The 18,455-nt window shown below is 63.6% G+C and carries 17 protein-coding genes and 1 pseudogene; 4 read left to right on the top strand and 14 right to left on the bottom strand.

All coding sequences use genetic code 11. From position 1 onward, the window contains the following. Positions 1–30: 30 nt before the first annotated feature. The 4 genes from HYG77_RS30435 to HYG77_RS30420 form a co-directional block, all read right to left on the bottom strand. A complete protein-coding gene (locus HYG77_RS30435) occupies positions 31–345 on the bottom strand; it encodes a hypothetical protein (RefSeq protein WP_208961452.1) in 315 nt (104 codons plus the stop codon). A gap of 85 nt (positions 346–430) precedes the next feature. Then, positions 431–1,132, bottom strand: coding sequence for a DUF5642 family protein (locus HYG77_RS30430; RefSeq protein WP_208961451.1), 702 nt, complete (start codon positions 1,130–1,132; stop codon positions 431–433). A gap of 92 nt (positions 1,133–1,224) precedes the next feature. Beyond that, on the bottom strand, positions 1,225–2,811 hold the full coding sequence (locus HYG77_RS30425; RefSeq protein WP_208961450.1) for a hypothetical protein: 1,587 nt from the start codon (positions 2,809–2,811) through the stop codon (positions 1,225–1,227). Between the two features lie 25 nt (positions 2,812–2,836). Then, entirely contained in the window at positions 2,837–3,484 is a 648-nt protein-coding gene (locus HYG77_RS30420; protein ID WP_208961449.1) for an MspA family porin, read from the bottom strand. 255 nt (positions 3,485–3,739) lie between these two features. Here HYG77_RS30420 and HYG77_RS30415 point away from each other — a divergent pair, with 255 nt between their 5' ends. Next, positions 3,740–4,507, top strand: coding sequence for a hypothetical protein (locus HYG77_RS30415; protein ID WP_208961448.1), 768 nt, complete (start codon positions 3,740–3,742; stop codon positions 4,505–4,507). 188 nt (positions 4,508–4,695) lie between these two features. Here HYG77_RS30415 and HYG77_RS30410 read toward each other — a convergent pair whose 3' ends face one another. Next, complete coding sequence (locus HYG77_RS30410; RefSeq protein WP_208961447.1) at positions 4,696–6,291, bottom strand: GMC oxidoreductase; 1,596 nt, start codon at positions 6,289–6,291, stop codon at positions 4,696–4,698. A 552-nt stretch (positions 6,292–6,843) separates the two neighbouring features. On the opposite strand from HYG77_RS30410, the gene HYG77_RS30405 reads away from it, so the two are divergent. After that, complete coding sequence (locus HYG77_RS30405) at positions 6,844–7,632, top strand: SDR family oxidoreductase (protein ID WP_208961446.1); 789 nt, start codon at positions 6,844–6,846, stop codon at positions 7,630–7,632. Positions 7,633–8,326: 694 nt separating this feature from the next. Here HYG77_RS30405 and HYG77_RS40015 read toward each other — a convergent pair. Beyond that, positions 8,327–8,833 (bottom strand): hypothetical protein, encoded by a 507-nt coding sequence (locus HYG77_RS40015; protein ID WP_244373324.1) that lies wholly within the window; start codon positions 8,831–8,833, stop codon positions 8,327–8,329. Positions 8,834–9,127: 294 nt separating this feature from the next. Then, positions 9,128–10,306, bottom strand: a pseudogene (locus HYG77_RS30395) (aromatic ring-hydroxylating dioxygenase subunit alpha). A 150-nt stretch (positions 10,307–10,456) separates the two neighbouring features. On the opposite strand from HYG77_RS30395, the gene HYG77_RS30390 reads away from it, so the two are divergent. Both HYG77_RS30390 and HYG77_RS30385 read left to right on the top strand, forming a co-directional pair. Next, entirely contained in the window at positions 10,457–11,080 is a 624-nt protein-coding gene (locus tag HYG77_RS30390; RefSeq protein WP_109330510.1) for a TetR/AcrR family transcriptional regulator, read from the top strand. A gap of 112 nt (positions 11,081–11,192) precedes the next feature. After that, positions 11,193–13,616, top strand: coding sequence for a tetratricopeptide repeat protein (locus HYG77_RS30385; RefSeq protein ID WP_208961445.1), 2,424 nt, complete (start codon positions 11,193–11,195; stop codon positions 13,614–13,616). A 363-nt stretch (positions 13,617–13,979) separates the two neighbouring features. Here the strand turns inward: HYG77_RS30385 and HYG77_RS30380 are convergent, their stop codons facing one another. From HYG77_RS30380 to HYG77_RS30350, 7 genes are all read right to left on the bottom strand, one after another. Continuing rightward, complete coding sequence (locus HYG77_RS30380) at positions 13,980–14,600, bottom strand: hypothetical protein (RefSeq protein WP_244373322.1); 621 nt, start codon at positions 14,598–14,600, stop codon at positions 13,980–13,982. 1,220 nt (positions 14,601–15,820) lie between these two features. Beyond that, positions 15,821–16,114, bottom strand: a complete 294-nt coding sequence (locus HYG77_RS30375; RefSeq protein WP_244373317.1) for a hypothetical protein — start codon at positions 16,112–16,114, stop codon at positions 15,821–15,823. 161 nt (positions 16,115–16,275) lie between these two features. Beyond that, entirely contained in the window at positions 16,276–16,416 is a 141-nt protein-coding gene (locus HYG77_RS30370) for a hypothetical protein (RefSeq protein WP_201453476.1), read from the bottom strand. A gap of 483 nt (positions 16,417–16,899) precedes the next feature. Next, the gene (locus HYG77_RS30365) at positions 16,900–17,232 is read right to left on the bottom strand and encodes a rhodanese-like domain-containing protein (protein WP_208961443.1); all 333 of its coding nucleotides are present in this window, start codon (positions 17,230–17,232) and stop codon (positions 16,900–16,902) included. Further along, on the bottom strand, positions 17,229–17,495 hold the full coding sequence (locus tag HYG77_RS30360; RefSeq protein WP_208961442.1) for a hypothetical protein: 267 nt from the start codon (positions 17,493–17,495) through the stop codon (positions 17,229–17,231). The genes HYG77_RS30365 and HYG77_RS30360 overlap by 4 nt, the downstream gene beginning before the upstream one ends. Continuing rightward, a complete protein-coding gene (locus tag HYG77_RS30355; protein ID WP_208961441.1) occupies positions 17,492–17,947 on the bottom strand; it encodes a hypothetical protein in 456 nt (151 codons plus the stop codon). The genes HYG77_RS30360 and HYG77_RS30355 overlap by 4 nt, the downstream gene beginning before the upstream one ends. A 34-nt stretch (positions 17,948–17,981) precedes the next feature. Continuing rightward, on the bottom strand, positions 17,982–18,401 hold the full coding sequence (locus HYG77_RS30350; RefSeq protein WP_109330522.1) for a MarR family winged helix-turn-helix transcriptional regulator: 420 nt from the start codon (positions 18,399–18,401) through the stop codon (positions 17,982–17,984). Positions 18,402–18,455: the final 54 nt, after the last annotated feature.

Genomic DNA, 18,455 nt, shown 5'->3' with positions numbered 1-18,455 from the left:
AGTTCCTACCCCATTTACAGGCGGGCAGCGTCATGCCTGAGGTTGGCTTACCGATTCCGCTACTCCCGGAGTCCGCGAGGCTGCCAAGGTCCGCAACACCATGATGACGAGAATGCTAGCGGCGCCGGCGAAGAGAGCGGTGAGGACCACCTTCACCATGATCGGACCTGTACCGGTGAGAACCCCGATGATGCACAGCCCACCGCCGGCAAGAACAAGAACAGTTCCCAACCACTGCCCTCTACAGGAACGGTGCGGCCGGCGGCCACCCAAGGAACTGACCATCTGCAATAGCCAACCCCCGAGTACCAGGCTGACCCCAACCCCGTACGTAGTGTTGACCATTCTGGATCATCCTTCATGCTGCATGCGCTGAGAACGCTGATCGACAATTTCTGGACTACTCGCGCAGACCCCCGGCGCGGTCCAGCTATTGCACGAGTTCGGCGGCACGTTTGTACAGGTCGATCCCCGTGTCACTGTCCACAACCAGGCGTGGGGCGTTCGAGGACAAGTCCGGGATGACCGAGAGGGTCAGAACCTCCAGATCGGACAGGTTCGCGGTGTAGCTGACCGTGACCGACTGCTGGGAGCCGTCTGGCGACAAGGCGATGACCTGCTTGCCCTTCGCCGGGACTCCGTTGAGGTCGAGCGGCTCGGGCACACGAAAGAGCCCTTCACCGCCGGCCGCCCGGAAAGAGCCGATGTCACAGACACTGTCAGCGTCATTGGCGGGGTGAGGTTCCTTCCGCGACTGCAATCCGATGACGATCACTTGTCCTTGACCGGTGAACGTCACCGTTTCCACCGTCGACCCTTCCTGGTAGGCCGCCGAGGACTGGAAGGACTGGGCGCATTGTGCAGGCCAGATTTCCATGCCCTCGGTAGCGGGGGTGGCCCTCGCGATCAGCTCCGCGGTCACCGTGGTCACCCCAGAAGCCTTCGCGGTGTAACCCTCTGGTGCCTGATCCTGCAAGGTGCTCAGACCTGTCGACGACGACCCCGACGGATCATCGAACGATGCCGAAGCACACGCAGCGAGCACGCTGCCCCCGGAAACCACCATCAGCACCGTCACCGCAACCGACGCCACCCGGTGGCCAGTGCTCACATGTTCATCTTTCGTAGACATCCGCGTTCTCCTTCTTCCGTCGGGATCGGTGTGCTTCTCGCCGAGCAGCCGGGGGCCCACGGCGCGGCGTACTCCGGCGCTGAATCTTCTCATCAGCTTGCCGCCATCGCGGCACCGCCGACAGCGAGCGGAATCCCGATCTGTGGCTGAACAACGACGAGGACACCGACACCCACCACAGCCGCTCCGACACCAACCTTCTCCCATGTCGAGAGTTCGTCATCGTCCGCGCGTTCAGCCGGCTTTGACGGCGGCTTAGACACCGACGGCGGAGACGACGCTCTCGGCGCCGCCGGCGGCGCCGAAGGCGACGGCACGGAGGTTTGCACGGGTGCCGAGGTCGTAATTTCCGTGGGCGGTGCAGTCGGCGCGACCGAGGAGAGCGGCACCGCACTGGTCGTCGGCACCGGTGCGGCCGTGGAAACCGGGATCTCCTGCACGGTCGTCGCCGGGATCTCCACCACCGAGGTATCCGGGAACTCCGGCTCCATCTGGCTGGTGACCTCCGGGACCTGCTGCTCCGTATAGATCTCTGGCTGTGTGGTGTACGGAATCTCCGGGTACGCCGTCGGTTCCACAGACGGTTCGGCTGACGGTGCGACCTCGCGCGTCTCCGGAGAAGGGGGCGCGGGCGAACCTGGCTGACCGCCTCCCGGGACCCCGGTCTGTAGCGCCTCGTTGAACAAGTACTCGGCAAGGGCTCGGAGGATCGCGAGCTGGGCTTCACGCTCGTAGAGGCACAGCAACTTCCGATCCTCGTCGCTGAACTCCGGCTTGGGTGTCGTTTTCGGGCCCTCCCAGTCACCGATCGACTTCTGCTGCTTGGAGCTGTTCCACTGGGAGTGCAGCGGACGCAGATTCTCCGGGGAATCGGCAATCTCGATCTGCTTCTCGAGGGGCAACTGCATGAACCCCGGTATCTGCACCAAACGATTCAGCGAGACGACATGATCAGCCTGCCAGTTCTTGCTAGGCGTATTGACATAGTGGTCGCCGTATCTGCCCGCCGCCACATCATCCGTGACCCGGTCTCGATTGGTATCGGACGGCGCCCGTCTCCTCAGTGCATCGTAGGCCTGGACCTGCGCAGGAGTCAGCGCGGTCCGGTTGACTCCACCAGGGATCAAATCGGGTGTGCAGTCGGCCAGAACCTCCTCGAGTGACCGGCGAGCAGCCTCCTCCTCGAGAGTTTCCGCTTCCTGCGCCTCGGGAACAGCCGCACTCTCGGCGGGAACCGCAGGTTCGGCGTCAGAATCCGACAGGATCCCAGGTTCGGCCGGACCAGCCAGTGGCTGTCGCTGCCGCTGCGGAACCACAATGGGCCCATTGAGGTTCGGTTGAACAGTTAATGGCGAGTTCGCATCGGGATTGGTCTCGGTGACCAACCCCTCGCCTGGGTCGGCACCGGGATCGACCGGATCAGCCGGATCGAACGGCTCATCGTCCGGCTCCGGACCCGGGTCATAACAGGTATACGGGGCTGGCGGCGGCGGAACCGGTCCCGGATCCCCGGGATGCGCGGCCAGCCATGACGACTCCCACGCATCGTTGTACATCTGTGTTTCCCGTTCGCATCGCTGCGCCGGTGTCTCCGGGGCCCCATACGCCGGTTGCGCGAGCGCCACCACCGGAACCGCCACCAGTACCGCACACACCAACGCCCGTAGTGCACGTCTCACGATCTCGCCTCTCCCCCGCGCTCCTCTACAACCACATGACGGGGCCGTAGGCCGCGACGGTGTCGTCGAAAGAGTCACTGGTGGTGGAGAAGGTGACGTAGGAGCGGATCGAGACCGGTCCCATGCACCCATCGATCTCGAGGTGCACGTTCTTCACCGACACCCCGGCCTTGCCGTTCGCCAGTTCCTTCGTCTTGAACGGCACATCCGTGATCGTGCCGGGCTTGAGTGTCGTCGACACGTTCGGCTGGACCTGGGCACCGAGGTCGGCTTTCGGCCCGGTGGCCGAGATCCCGATCGAGGGCCCCACCGAGAGGCCCAGGCCCACCGCAAGTCCCGAGGACACGTCGATGCCGCAGCCCACTTGATACCCGGTCTCGAGCGATGCCCCGTTCACCGGCGCATCACCGTCACCGGTGATGTCGGCCTCCGCGCGGTACGAGACGAAGCCTTCCCTGCTGAACTGGGAGGCAGCCAGGTTCGGAACCTGATTGACCACCTCGCCGGTCTTGCGGATGTTCAGTACCCAGCCGTCGCCGGTAGTGGTGGTTTCGAACGCGTCGGGAACCGGATTCGGCGCCGCCGAGCCTGCACCCGCGGCAAGGACCACCGCCCCCACGGCCACCATCGACCCGATACTCAACCGGCGCAGCATTCTGACAGCAACCGACACAACTATCCCCCTCGTGATACGTGAAACAGGGGGCGGGCACGCCGGATCGATGCCCCACGACCCCCCGCACGGCTCCGCGAACGGTAACAGACAAACAACCCCAGCTACCTTCCAGCTGTGACAAGTCACCGCGAATGCAGCCCCGGCGTTGGGGCAAGGAACAGTTGCTAAAGTCATGGGCGGGAGAGGCCACGTCACGCGCATACTCCGGGGGCGAACCCGTCGCACGACGAAGGATCAGAAAGGGTGTGGCTTGTGACCACGGACCAAAAAGTTGTACAGCTTCTGGCGACGCGGCATCCGTTCCACGATCTCGAAGCGATTAACGCCGACCAGTTGAGCGACGACGAGGCCGGCACCATCCCCCGATGGTGGATCGACGCACAAACCGCGAGCAATCCCGTCGACGTCGCGCTCCGGGCATGGGAGAACGCGATCCCCGGGCAACTCCCGCGCACCACACTGATCATCCGGGACGCCGCACCCAGCCTCAGACTGTGCCGCGCGACCCTCTCCGAGAGTGGCCGCACCGCCGTGGTTCTGGCCTACATCTTCGGGGAGGCCAACCCCTCGTACTTTCAAGTCGCATACGGACTGGCACCACTGCAGCACAACGAAATACCGTTGTTCACCGCCGGGATCGATCACGGGCTCAGGACGTTCTATACGACCGTGCAGAACGGATTCTTCAACGAGGACCCGATTGGCTTGATGCCAGCTCAAGACATGCCGCGGATTTCGAACTTTGGGGAGGCAGCCGATTTCGAGTACGTCGGGCAATCACGGGACCCGGTGAGCAACGAGCTCCGTTTCGTGGAGATCCCGGAATCCGAACTACCCGAAATCGACCAACTCGTCGGCGTCTGCCGCGACGCTTCCGACAACGCAGTCGCTCTGGATACACGCGATGACAGCGGTCGAGTCTGGGAAATGTGGCACGGAGGTCTCGAACGCATCGACAAAACCCTTTGGGAGGCGATCGACGAATGGGTAACACGCCTATTCGGCATCGACGACCACTGACAACTGCCCGCATTTGACCTGGCCGACAACTAGAAATTGCAGCGGCGCCCAATACTCCATCTGCGCGGCTAGCTGTTGCGGGTCATGACGTTGTAGACGCCCGGCGGAGAATGGGCTGAGCGAAGGGGACGGGCCTACCCGGCGATGTACCGATATCCCGAGACCCATACTTGCCGGCCTCGGGATTTTCAGATCACCGTACCGACGTCTCGGGCGACGATGTGATCGAGCGCGCGCTCGGCCACGGCAGCGATCGTCATCGACGGGTTGCACGCCGCAGTGTTCCCTGGCATCAGCGCACCGTCGAGCACATACAGCCCCCGCTGGCCGTGGACGCGGCCCTCGAGGTCGCAGACCGAACCCATGGACGCACCACCGAGCGGATGCCATGTAGACGGAAACAGCGCATTGGTATCGGTGAGAACACCTGCCGGACCGGCGATCTTGTGTACGGTCGGCCCGATGTGACGATCCTGGATTACTGAATCGCCATCCCTCGGCCAGTGTAGGACCGCGTCGTCCGTGGCCGAGTCGTACGCGAAGTGGCCGCGTCCCTCGCTGACCCCATATCCGACCAGCATGGTGCTACGAGCGTCGACACCGAGTGTGGGAATCGACGCCTGGATGACGGTGTGGGCGGACGCCGGATCGTCCCAATTCAAGCTGCCATACACAACGGGTCCGCCCTGCACGGGACCAAATTCTCTTTCCAGGTTGGTCCAGACGTAGATGCGGTCGGCATTGGTGCCCCACCCACCGCCGAGCCCGTCCGGCATGTCCGAAATTCTGCCCGCCGCCGCGGCACGCATCAAAAGCCTAGTGGTGCCCATGCTGCCCGCGGCCATCACGAGCGCATTCGTGGTCAAGACTTTGTTCTCGAGTACCTTGCCGGCCGTGTCGGTCCGGTCCACATACACCGTCCAACGACCGTCCTTGGCCCGCTCGACGTCGGTCACCTGGTGAAGGACCTCCACCGTTACCAGGCCGGTCGATTCCGCGGCGGCGATGTACGTCACATCCACCGAATGTTTGCCGCCGTTGTTGACCCCGAAGGTGCCGGCACTGTTGGTATACGACGGATTCATTACGCCGCGAAGCTCGTCCAGCGCGTAGTTCCAATCGACCGGCATCGGAATTTTCATCAGCGGGAGTCCCGCACGCTCCACGTTCTGCGCAAACACTCTCGGGGCCAGATAATTCGGGCTGGCGATAAGTTCGTCGGGGGCCACGGCAAGTTGCAGCATTCGCGCGACCCGCGGGTAGTGCACCCGGTTCATCATCGTCCAGTCCAGGTCCTCAGGGAAATGCGTATTGAATACGGCCTCCGACGGCTGCAGGGTCATCCCCTGATAAATCAGAGAACCTCCGCCCACCCCCGCCGCGCACAACGTCGTCATGTTCTCGCCGGGAACCGCCTCGAGCAAGCCGGCATACGGGTCGAACACCGCTGGCTTGCCGAACAACTCCGGAGCGGACTGATGCCAGAGCATTCGCTTATCGGGCGCAAGGGGATCGGGAAACGTGTCTGCATTCGGACCGGTGGGCCAACGAAGTCCACGCTCGAGAACGAGGACCGGGACACCTGCCTCGGCCAGCCGCAAGGCGGTGACTCCCCCGCCGAATCCAGACCCGATCACGATCACGCGGTGATCCTCGCGGATGACCGGCACCCTATTTACCCGGGCTGCCATGCCCGAGGCGGCTCCGGCGATCCGCGGCGTCGTCAGCGCGACGCCCGCGGTGGCAGCGCCAACAAGAAAGGATCGACGATTGAACTCGGACACGGCTTACCCCCACATGACAGACGGCGATCTACTCGAAAAGAACGCGTCAGGTCGGCACAATCACAGTGCGCGTGGACTATGTAAACCGGACGTGCCCCAGGCGGCGGAGCGCTCTATGCGCCGCCGAGGCGAGGTAAAACTAAACACTGCTGGTCGATATGTCAAGAAATTTCCATGGCGGGTGGGCCGTCACTTCCACGAGGCGCGCATCGATCGATAACGTCATCAGTCCACAAACCCGCGGTGCTCGAACCCGACGCCAAAAAAGCCGAACTCATCTCTCACTTCGACTTAGGCGACGGTGAGGTTTCTGCCGCCTGGCCGGGGCCGACCTCGACAACCCACGTCACACGCCGATCTAGTCGGCTACAGCTGCTTCACAAGATCAACTAGCGAACCCACCTGCGACGCAGGCACGATGAAGGCGGCCGGCAACGAGGAAGGCGTTGACGCGCAGAGGTCTCGTTCGATTCACCCGGATCCGCCTGGGCCCGTTTTTCGAAACGCCGACCAGAACATACCGATAATCGCGGTAACGTCTATCCTGTCGAGATGCCCACTCCAACAGTCTTCATCACCGGCGCTGCAGCCGGGATCGGACGTTCCACTGCCCTCCAATTCTCCCGCGCCGGATACCTCGTCGGGGCCTACGACATCGACGCGACGGGCCTCGCCTCGTTGCAGGAGGCGATCACGTCCGCCGGTGGGCGCGTCGTCACAGGAGTTCTGGACGTCACCGACCCCGATCAGTGGGAGAAGCGCCTCAAAGAGTTCGACGCCGAAGCGGGTGGTCGCCTCGATATCCTCGTCAACAATGCCGGCATTCTGGTCGCGGGCCGGTTCGAGGAAATGCCGCTGGAGTTACACAAGCGGCAAATCGACATCAACGTCAACGGTGTCGTCTACGGAACGCACGCCGCCTTCCCCTACCTGAAGGCAACGCCGGGCGCACAGGTGATCAATCTGTGTTCCGCCTCGGCGATCTACGGTCAACCGGAACTCGCCACCTACGGTGCCACCAAGTTCGCCGTGCGCGGCATCACCGAGGCACTCGACCTCGAATGGGCCGAGTACGACATCTCGGTGAAGGCGATGTGGCCGTTGTTCGTCAACACCGCCATGACTGCAGGCGTCTCCACGGGCACCACCAACTCGCTCGGTATCAAACTGAGCGCCGACGACGTGTCAGCGAGCATCTTCAAGGCGACTCGTCCCTCGAAGCGGCCGTACCACAAGGTGCATTTCCCGGTCGGCCTGCAATCGAAAGCGCTGTCGCTCGGATCCCGCTTCTCCCCCGCGTGGCTCACTCGTGAGGTCAACCGCAGACTCAGCCACACCTGAGATGTAGCGAAGTTTGTCAAGAAGGCAGGGAAGGCGCCGCCGGGGAGCGACCCCGTCGGCGCCTCGTCGCTTCCTCGGCAAGTCTGTGTGGTGAGCGAGCCAAAAAGACGACGGGCGGTCAGACGGGGATCCCTCCCCCCTGCACGAAGCGCTTGGGGGCGTATCCGCGAGTTGACCACCGCAGGAGGGGGTTTCGGCTAGATCGCGTCCGCTTGTCTAGAGTCGAGCGTTGATCGTCGTGATTGCGAACAGGCGCGACATCCATCCGTCCATCGAAAACCAGAGCATGTTGCCGACGCGCTCGAGGCCTCCGTGCCACATTGCCATAGACCCAAGCGTCGTCACCTAGATCCAATGTGACTGCGTTGACGGAGGTGTCGAGGCAGTCCCAACTCATGGGTTCGGTGGACGAAAACGGTTTCAGGCATAATCATTCAGATCGTGCGGGGGGATGGCGTCAGCGTCGACCGAGCCCGTTCTTGGGAAAGTTGCCGGCTTCACCGCAGGACTATCGAGCATGTTCAGTAGTTGCATCGCGTCGCAGTCGGGTGTGCCGGGTACGGCCTGGTATACGACAAGCCGTTGCTGCGTGCCGGAGATGTCGATCGTAGTTCAGTTCCATCCGTCCCACTTTCGGGTGGTCGAACAGTTTGTTCCCAGTGGAGAGGCTGCGGACATCGTGCAGCCGCCAGATTCAGGGAAATTCCTCGCTCCTGGTCTCCAATTCGTCGATAAGCTCCGCCAACTCTCGGTCGTTCGGTGCGATCCCCGCCATCGCCCGCAGATGCGCGACCGCGCCACACGCTATCGAGTTCCATTCCGCGAAAAGCGTTCTGGCTGCGGGGCGGAGGAAGATGTAGCGGATGGTGTTGCGGCGTTCCGGCGACCATTGGTCGATACCCGCGAGGAGGGCGATGCCGGCCGCGTTCGACGCAAGTAGATCGTTGATCCTCGAGAGCACGTAGGCGCGAGACGGGCCGATGGTGTCGAGCAACTGGCATACGGCGAGTCGGACCTGGCGGGGGGTAGGGGCGGTCCGCGCTCGTCTAGGGCTTCCGGCGTGGGCAGCGAGGCGGAAGAGGTGCTCGCGTTCCTCGTCGCCTAGGAGCAGTGTCCCGGCGAGTGCGTCGACGACGACCTCGCTCGGGTTGCGCGCGCCCTTGCTCGAGGCGAGTGCAGTAGTCGACGCTGACCCCCGCAATCGCGGTGACCTCTTCGCCGAAGTCCGGCGGTTCTGCGAGCACCGGTTGCGGGTGGCAGCGCGATATCCGACGGTTGCACCCGAGCGCGGCGTGAGCGCAGGAACATGCCGATTTCCGTCTGGGACATACCGCCATGGTGCCATGGCACACTCGCTGCCGCGGCAACCGTTCCGCCGGGGTGTGTGACACCCAGGCGCGGCGCTCCCTCGCTGAGATGACGCGTTCGGACAATTACTCCCAGCAGCGTCCCATCACCGGTGCCGCGTTGAACGTCGGTGGCGGATGTTTCCAAATCAGCCAAGGGAGACGCCAAGCTTGTCTGCCATTACCCGGATCATGTGCTGCACCCCGATCTCGTTCCGGCCGATCACCATATGGTCATGCTGGCCGTGGCGAACGCCTTGGCCGCACTGGGGCAGCATGGCGAAGTCCTCATCGCGCACCGCGGCGTGAACTTGGGAGAAGATGTCGGCATACAGTTCTCGTTGTTCGTCGGTGGTGGCGGGGTATCGAGCCATCCAACTGTGCCGCACAGTACATCGTGTCGCGGAGTTCTCCGGAAGGATGTCGATCACTTCGACGCCCACTGGGCTGTTGGCGAGAACAAGGTTGGGATACACCCAATAGATCACACCCATTTGCTGCGCTGGATCCCAATTCTCTGCTGGCTCGGCACCTTCCAGGTCGGTGATCCAATTGAAGGGAAATCCGACTCGGTGGTGAGCGCCGAACTCGTCATAGACGTGTGTGTTCGCCAACGTGTTCATCCCGATGACGCTCTGGCCGTGCACGAAAGGGAAGTGGTAGCCCTCGGCGAATGCCTCGAGGGCTCCCTTCCAGCTGACTTCTGAGGTGAGGATTTTCTCGTCGTGATAGCCGAAGGTCTGGTAATTCCATTGGGCTAGTTCAGGTCCCATGCTGCCCAGATGAGCGTCGAGGTCGATCTCAGCGCCCGCGGTCAAGACTGCCCAGACGAACCCGTGTCGTTCCTCGGAGGGCAATTCGACGAGTCCGTACCGGTCTCGATCGATGTCGTCGAAACCCTCTTTACCGGGAACTCACCTGAGTCGCCCATTCGAGTCGTAGACCCACGCATGGTAGGGGCAGGTGAAGCGGCGTGCATTGCCCGATCCACAGGCGGGCATGGCACCACGATGGCGGCAATAGTTGAGAAAGACGTGCGCCACACCGTCCCGGTCACGGGTGATCAGTAGAGAGTCACCAATCGCCGAGCGCACCACGTAATCGTGCGGCTGCGGTATCTGGGCGCTCGCGATCACCGCGAGCGGAGTGCGGCGGAGGATCTCGGACTCTTCGACCTCGGCGAGCTTGTCGTCTCGGTAGTAGTTGAGGGGAACGCGCAGTGTCGAAGGCGCCATATCGGTGGTATTGGCCAAGGCGAGGTCGAGACCGCGCCGAGTCAACTCATGGTTCAACGGTGTAGGAGTGTCGGTTCCAACGGTCGAAGTCATCGGGCTGTCCTCGCTATTCGGTGAATGGTCTGAGGCGATGTCACCAATCGACCTTGACCATACACACATACCGGCTTGTGTATAGTCAATTGCGACATGTGGCCGACTACCATAAAACTCAATGGCACACGAATCGGTCTGGGGATAACAGTGCGAACCCATGGGTGGGGCGGAGCCGCGCCGTCGTCCGACGACGAGGCCGTCGCCCGAATCCTGCGCGCAGCCGGCGAGATCCTCGACGAGGGTGCCGACGAGGTCACCATCCTGCAAGTCGCCAAACGGTTGGCCGTCACCCGCCCGACTGTCTACCGCTACTACTCGAGCACCGACGAATTACTCGAGGCCACCGCTGCGCATGCTGCGGACGACTTCCTGCGTGGGCTCGCCTGTTCGGTCGAGGGAATCACCGACCTGACCGAAGCGGTGATCCAGGCATTGGCCACCACTGTTGAACGCCTCCACGCCAATCGGCGTTTCAGGGTTCTCTTCAGCGATGATTTTCGCGGGAAGGTCATCCCGAAGGTCACCTCGGCGTCGGCTGTCGAACTCGGACGATCCATTGTCGACGAGTTCGAGGTCGACTGGAGCGGGTGGGGTGAGCGAGATAAGAACGAGCTCGTCGAGCACATGCTGCGGACGTTGCAATCGTTCATCCTCGACCCGGGCGACCCACCTCGATTGGGAGATGCCCTGCGCGATTATCTTCGCCGGTGGGTTGTCCCGGTGTCATTCACTGCGCCGCCACCCCTTGCAGGATCTCGTCGCCACAGGTAGCGACACGCTACCCTCGCCGGACTCTTCGACCCCATGTGAGCGGTTTCGTCGAGGGCGCCTCCGATCCGGCGGCCGGAGATATCCTGAGGGCAGGTCATCGAGAGGTGTGTGAATGATACCGACCGCCGAAGGCGGCTTTCCTGTCGACGAGATGTCGCTGTATTCCAGTCAGTCCCGCGTGGGGGGACGGTCTGCGGATTCCAGCCTGACAGCTCCATCGGCCACTCGCGGCCCCGTCGGCAACCTTCCTCACGAACTGACCAGTTTCGTCGGACGTCGCCACGAGCTGGCCGAGTCGAAACGGCTGCTGTCGGCTTCTCGTCTGGTCACCCTGACCGGTATCGGTGGGGTGGGCAAGACGCGGCTCGCGTTGCGCTTGGCACAGACGGTGCACCGGCAGTTCCCCGACGGCGTGTGGCTGGTCGAACTGGGAGAACTGCGAGACACGTCGTTGCTCGCCGACGTCGTTGCCGCGGCCCTGGGTGTGCGAGACAGGTCGGCGCGGCCGGTGCGGGAGGTGCTGGTGGACTTCCTCGACCTGAGGCGTCTGCTCCTCGTGATCGACAACTGCGAGCAAGTGATCGATGCAGTAGCCGCGCTGGCCAAGACGCTGCTCAGGGCGTGCCCCGAGCTGAAGATTCTCACCACGAGCCGTGAACCCCTCGGTATCGGCGGTGAGGCGGCGCTGCGGGTTCCTCCCCTAGCAGCGCCGGATCCGGACCGTCCGTCCTCATTGCAGGGTCTTCCCGGATACGACGCGGTGACGTTGTTCACCCAACGAGCGATCTCCTCGGTGCCGGATTTCAGGCTGACCGACGACAACACGGGGGCGGTAGCCCGGATCTGCGCCCACCTCGATGGGTTACCCCTGCCCATCGAACTGGCGGCGGCGCGCCTGCGGGCGATGTCCGTCGAGCAGATCCTGCAGCGGTTGACCGACCGCTATGCCTTGCTGACCCTCGGTGACCGGGCCGCACCGAGTCGGCAGCAGACACTGCGGCTGTGCATCGACTGGAGCCATGATCTGTGCACACCACTCGAACAGCAGTTGTGGAGCCGGCTGTCCGTGTTCGCCGGCACCTTCGAGCTCGACGCGGCAGAAGCAATCTGCGGCACCGACATCCCTCATAGCGAACTACTCGACACAGTGGCCTCCCTGGTGGACAAATCGATCCTCATCCGAGAGCAGTCGGGCGCTGTTGTTCGGTTTCGGATGCTCGAGACCCTGCGCGACTACGGCCGCGAGAACCTGCGCCAGGCAGGGGGCGAGGGTGAACTACTCCGACGGCACCGGGATTGGTATCACCAGTTGGTGGTAGAAGCCGAGGCCCACTGGATCAGCCCTCGGCAACTCGACTGGATCACCCGGCTTGCGCGAGAACAACCGAACCTGCGTGAGGCAATGGAATTCTGCATATCCGAATCCGGCGATGCACAGCGTCGTGCAGGACTGCAGATCGCTGTCGCCCTGTATCGGTTCTGGCTCTCGCGAGCTCTGTTCAGCGAGGGCAGGCGGTGGCTCGACCGCATCCTTTCCACCTCGGCGAGAACGCCGAGTACGGATCGAATGAAGGCCCTGTATGCCGCCAGCGTGTTCACCGAAATTCAAGGCGATCTTCCTGCGTCGAAGGCCTTGGTCGAGGAGAGCTACGCCCTGGCTCAGGAGATGAACGACCCGATCTCGCGTGCACTCGCCGCCCACGCCGACGGACTTCTCGGACTGTTCAGCGGCAATATTGCCCGGGCATCCGCACTCCTGAACGAGGCTTTGGAGATATTCGCATCCAGCAGTGACCTGTCGCGACGACTGGAAATTCTCAATGGACTCGGGTTGGCCTACGCCTCGCTCGACGACATGACCAAGGCAGTCGAGCGCTACGAGCAAGCTCTGGCGATCACCAGTGAGCATGGGGAATCAGCCTACCGTTCACATTCACTCTGGGCTTTGGGCCTCGTCGTATGGCGGCAGGGCCGCGTGGAGCGGGCGCGGGAGCTGTTCGAGGAGAGCCTTCATCTGACCCGCCTCGTCGACGACCCGCTGACTGGCGCCACCTGTTTGGAATCGCTCGCGTGGATTGCGGGTGTCGACGGGCAGGCTCACCGCGCCGCGGTGTTACTCGGTGCTGCGGAAGCATTCGGACGCTCCGTCCAGAGCACCACAATGCTGCTCCCCCGCCTTTACAGGTACCACGAAGACTGCGAGCGATCCGCCCGTGAGACCCTCGGCCGAAAAGCGTTCGACGCAGCACGCAGTGCGGGACGAACAATGACCTTCGCCGAAGCAGTCGCCTACGCACTTGACAACACGGCGCCCGACAAAAATTCGTCGACCAGAGAACCTACCTCCCTGACCAAGCGGGAATGGGAGGTCGCCCGACTGGTGGCTCGGGGAATGACCAACAAGGCCATCGCCGCCGAACTCGTCATCGCCCAGCGAACGGCTCAGGGCCACGTCGAGCACGTGCTCGCCAAGCTCGGATTCACTTCCCGCGCGCAGATCGCGGCATGGGTGGTGGAACACGGCAGCCACGGGTGAGGGTAGGTCGCCCTCGATGTGGATCGACCAACGCTGTGCACCTGATCGGTGATCCAGCCGAGCTTCGGCAAGAAGTTCGAGCGCGGCGTGTGACGAACGCAGATCCGAGCAGGTTCCTCCCGAGTGCATATGCATTACGAGCACGTGACAGTCACTGCTCATCGATGCTGTGATGCGCCTCAGCGGCGAAGCGCCCCGCTCAAAATCGCCAACCCTAGGTCGCCTGTTTGGCGACGTCGCTACAGGCCCGTGACAGACGACGGAATCCATCGATGCCACTGCCCAGAACGCGAGGATCGCTATCCCGCGGGCCGCAAACTGGTCAAATCGCTTCCCCTTTTCCGGATGTCGCTGTAAATGACGTCACTCCCCTTCGTCCGGCTCATTCGGATGACCCGATCGTGGGATGTCGGGAAGTCGTAGGCCCCACATGTCGAGATAGAAACGGCTTCGCATTTCACATCCTCCGGCAATCGGACGGACCTGGTGTGCAAGCCATCCGACGTCCAAGGGGGCGACAGCACTGCCGACTCTAGCCAGGATCGTCGTGTGGTCATCGGGCACCTCGAAGCCGTGGGCGAGTGGGTTCTGGACCGCGATCGTCAACTGCTGTAGTTTCGGGCCGATGTACTCGTCGACGTAGGAAGCGTTCCCGATGTACTTGGCTCGGTCAGGGATCGGCTCGGCGGTGTTGTCCACTGCGAGGCCGGCGTATAAGTGCGCGTCCGGATGCCACAGCTTGTAGCGGGCGGATTCCGCCGAGTGCCAGCCGAACCACCAGTCCCACATCGCCGCCGTGACGCCCGGCATCTCGGTGTGCACGGCCACCCACACCTTGCCCGAACTTGCCCTGCCATAGCCGGTCTCGGTCGGTGAAGATCCGGTCGCGGCGAGTTCGGTCTGCAGTGTCGAGACTTCCGGGATTTCATGCGCGGGAGTCGGCGGGCCGGCGTAGGCCGCGGCAACCGAAGGTGTAGCGGGCAACGTCCGATCCGCCATCGCATACGGCCTCGCCCAATCCTCAGGCGAGTAGCCGCGATAACGAGCGGCGGACACCGGCCGCGCACGAGCCGCGCCCGCTCTCAGGCCCGCGGCCCCAGTCCCACCCACGAGAACTCCGAGAACAAGGGCCGCACGGCGGGTCACACTCGCATCTCTCAACATCCGTTGTGAGTACGCCCCTGGTGGGAGCGCGTACCGAGTTGACTAAGTTCTCGCCTGGACAGCACACTGCGCCCGCATCAGTGGGGCACCGACGTATCTGCTGACCGACAATCCCGAACCGTCACGATAGATCGGATCGCAGGCCTCCCCTTCCGCCACCCCGAGATCGTCTCCGCAGGAAGACATTACCGCTACGTAATGATACCTGTGGACCTTTCGACCCGGGATCGAAGGGCGGCGCCGAGCACACGGTCAAGATCGCGACGGAGGGTTTCGTGCCGACCGAGGCGAACCTGCTCGAGGAATACCCGAGTTTCGTCGAAATCCTCGACGCCTGTGAGCGGTGGTGCGAGAAGGTCAACGCCCGCCCGCACGGCGCGGTCAGGGCCGCCCCGGGCCACACGATAGGCGACCGAATTCAATCGGCAGCACGTGCTGCCCGGAGACCCGCATCTGGTCGCCCTCGACGAGGGCGCACACCGCTGGCTGACCGACGCCGCCGCGGGCGGCGTCGTCCGGATCCGCCACAAGATGACCGGGGCATTCGAATTCGCCCACATCCTCGGGCGCGGGACGGGTCGATCAGGCATTGGCCGTGGCCGCGGCGGCGGGCCGGTTCGGCGACGGGGACCTCGCTCGATCCCTCGACCACCTTTCCGCCGAACAACCGGGACCGGTGGTGGTGGCCGAGACACCACGCCCATGTCATCGTGACCAAGGGCGTTTCACAACGCCTCGACGCCGGACCAACACACCGGTCACCTCCGGTCTTTACGACCACACATCCGGAATCTTGATGTCGACAGATCCAGAGATCCCATGTCCGCCGGCCCGGACTTCCTCGTCTTCGTTGACGCGCTGTCCGAGTCGACGCGTACCCAAATTCTGCTGAGCTCGAGGTCCGTCCTGGGCTATCCATCCGTGCTGGCATATTAGATCGGAGTTTCATGACAAATCTCTCGAATCATTTGGTGGCCTGCGCGGATGCTGTCTCGTGTGGCGGTACCCGAGCGCGGGCACTCCCGGCGATGTCGCCGCCGTCACCCGACACAGACCAGCACACCCACGACCGCCACCGCAACCAGCGAAGCGCCGCCGCAGATCAACCACGCCCGCGTCGCCAGCTGCCGCCACCGCTCGCACCGCTCGTCCACGTCCACATCTACGTCCGAGCCGCTCAAATGCGGATCGGACGCTCGGGACGTCGAGAGGCGGCGAACCTTCGCGTCCGCTCGGGCCGCCACACCGAACGCGACGGGCACCATCAACAGTGCAGCCACCAGTAGACCCACCATCGCGCCCATGCCCGTCCCGAACACTGCCGTTCCTCTCATACCCACAGGCGCCGTCACAGGTACCGCGCATTGATCACAGGCCAGGCGGCACCCACAGGCACAACCACGCCGCCCCCGTCAGCTCCATCGCTGCATGGCCGCCGCCCCGCGTCTCACTTCGCAACGCCAGGCATCGGCGGGAGACCATGAAGCGCCGCGGGCTACACGCCGGGCATCGGGAACTTCCACACCGCCACCACAATTACGCCCATGATGAGTGCGGCGTACAGAACGGTGCCAACCACACCGACCCGCAATGTATTCAGCAGATTCGAGCCCAGGTTCTCGGTGATGCGTGCCATGACATCTCTTCTCTCACGTGCAAATATTCTCGACTGCCACATCGACGGTGGCGTACGGCCTACCAGCTACCTTGGACCGTCTTCGACACCTGCACATCGGCCGAACTACCTACACCCATACCCGAAATCAGGTCTGGAGGTAAGGGTCCCGGTATAGGTTGGCAACCCAACATCCCCGAACGCCAGGCTTCTCCGAAGAATTGAGCTGTGTTATACGTCACACACCGGGGTCGAACCTCGAGGCCAGTCGTTTTCCCGCAGGTTCTCACGAATCGTCGACATCACACTTACCGGTCGGTTTCTGAGGTGCGCCGAAAATAGTGCAATGGCGTAGATCACACTCCCTGGACTTCCGGGCGTCGGCTCTCGAAAATCATTGTTGCGCTGCTCGTTACTACGTGCAGATTGTCCGTGTAGCGCCCCCGCCCGCTGATATACATCGTTGGCGGGGGCTGCGCTTGGCTGCGCCGCCACATCACCCCCTCACCGGGCGATCAGTGGCCCGCCCGCAGTGCGCCAATGGACGAGGCCGCCGCTCATGTTGACCGCGTCGAACCCGTTCTCTACCAACAAGTTCGCAGCACCGGCCGAGCGGATTCCGCCCGTGCAGAAAGTGATGAGCAGGCGGTCGTCAGGGAATTCCAGGCACCGATCGAGTAATTCCTCCAGTGGCGCGTGCACGGCGCCGGGGATGTGGACCCGGTTCCACTCGAACTGGCGTCGGACGTCGATAACGAGCGCGCCATCTTCGACGAGGCGAACCGCCTCCGCGGCGCTGACCGCCGGCGGCCGGTACAGGTAGTGCCGAAAACTCATGCGCTGCGAGCCTCCTGTCGCAGGTTGACCATCGTGAGGGGGCCGCTGAGCACGGGCACGAGCGCACCGACGCGGGTCCGGGTCGTCAGACCGCGACCGAGCAGTGCCGTGACGGCGACGGCCAGGTAGAGCGCACCGTGCACCGGACCGAGGACGCGAGCCAACGTGGCGTCGTGCACGGTGCCGAGGTTGATCAGCAACGCGAGGACACTCACGGTCTCGAGCGCCGAGAGCGCAGCGAGGGCGCGCAACACCCCGGTCATGTGCAACCCGACCCGGGCCGCACGATCATGAGCACGACGACAACCACCCACAGCAGGTTGAACAGGCCGGTCACCATGCCGAGGCGCCGAAGGCGGCCTCCGTCGCCGGTTGCGGTGAGCGCATGCTGCTGCATTGGGGCGATCTGCAGGGCGAGCAGTCCACCGGCAAGGGCGGTGAGCACCATCGCAACCACCACCCAGACCTCGCTCGTGCGGCCTTGCACGGAAGCGAGGACCAGTCCGACGAGCGGGACCGCGAGCGCCAGGACCCCGTAGACACGGGTGATCCGGTGCAGCACACGGGCGGTGTCGATGCTCCGCTCGACCTGCGTCGCCCCACTTGCCGGGGCGGTCACCGGCGCGTATCGGGGGAACAGGCTGGTGGCCACCGTGACCGGACCCACGAAGAGGATGCCCGCCACGACGTGGAGGGAGAGCAACAGCGATTCCATGACCTTCAGTCTAACTGAAGGTTGGTGATGGGGGTCAGTCGGTGGCCGACATCACCCGCAACATGTGCACCCGCAACGCCTCGGTCAGCTCGGGGTGCTGCGCTGCGAACTCCGCGTCGAGTCGGGCAACCACCTCGGCCGCCCGAGCCAGCAGTGATTCACCCTCCGCCGTGACCCGCAGAGTGGATGCAGCCCCGGCGTGCGCAGTCCCGTCGTCGACCAGCCCGGACTCGACGAACGCCGCGACCGCCGTGTGAGCGCTCTGCACAGTGATGCGGGACCGCCGAGCGAGCTCGCTGAACGAGATACCCGGCGTTCCGCGAATGTGCCCCAACAACCCGTACCTGCGGGTGGTCAACCCGAGCGGCTTCAACCCCTCGGCGAACGCGGCATCCCACACTCGGCCCACCGTCAGCAGCGCGACCGTGGGACTGAAAGGTGGAAGCTCCGACATGGGAGAAGGCTACCCATCGAACTCGATTGCGCTCGGCATGCTCCGTTTCACGCC

The sequence above is a fragment of the Rhodococcus sp. ZPP genome (assembly GCF_017656075.1).
Taxonomy (GTDB): Bacteria; Actinomycetota; Actinomycetes; order Mycobacteriales; family Mycobacteriaceae; genus Rhodococcus_F; species Rhodococcus_F oxybenzonivorans.
This window is presented reverse-complemented; position numbering and strand designations above follow the sequence as displayed.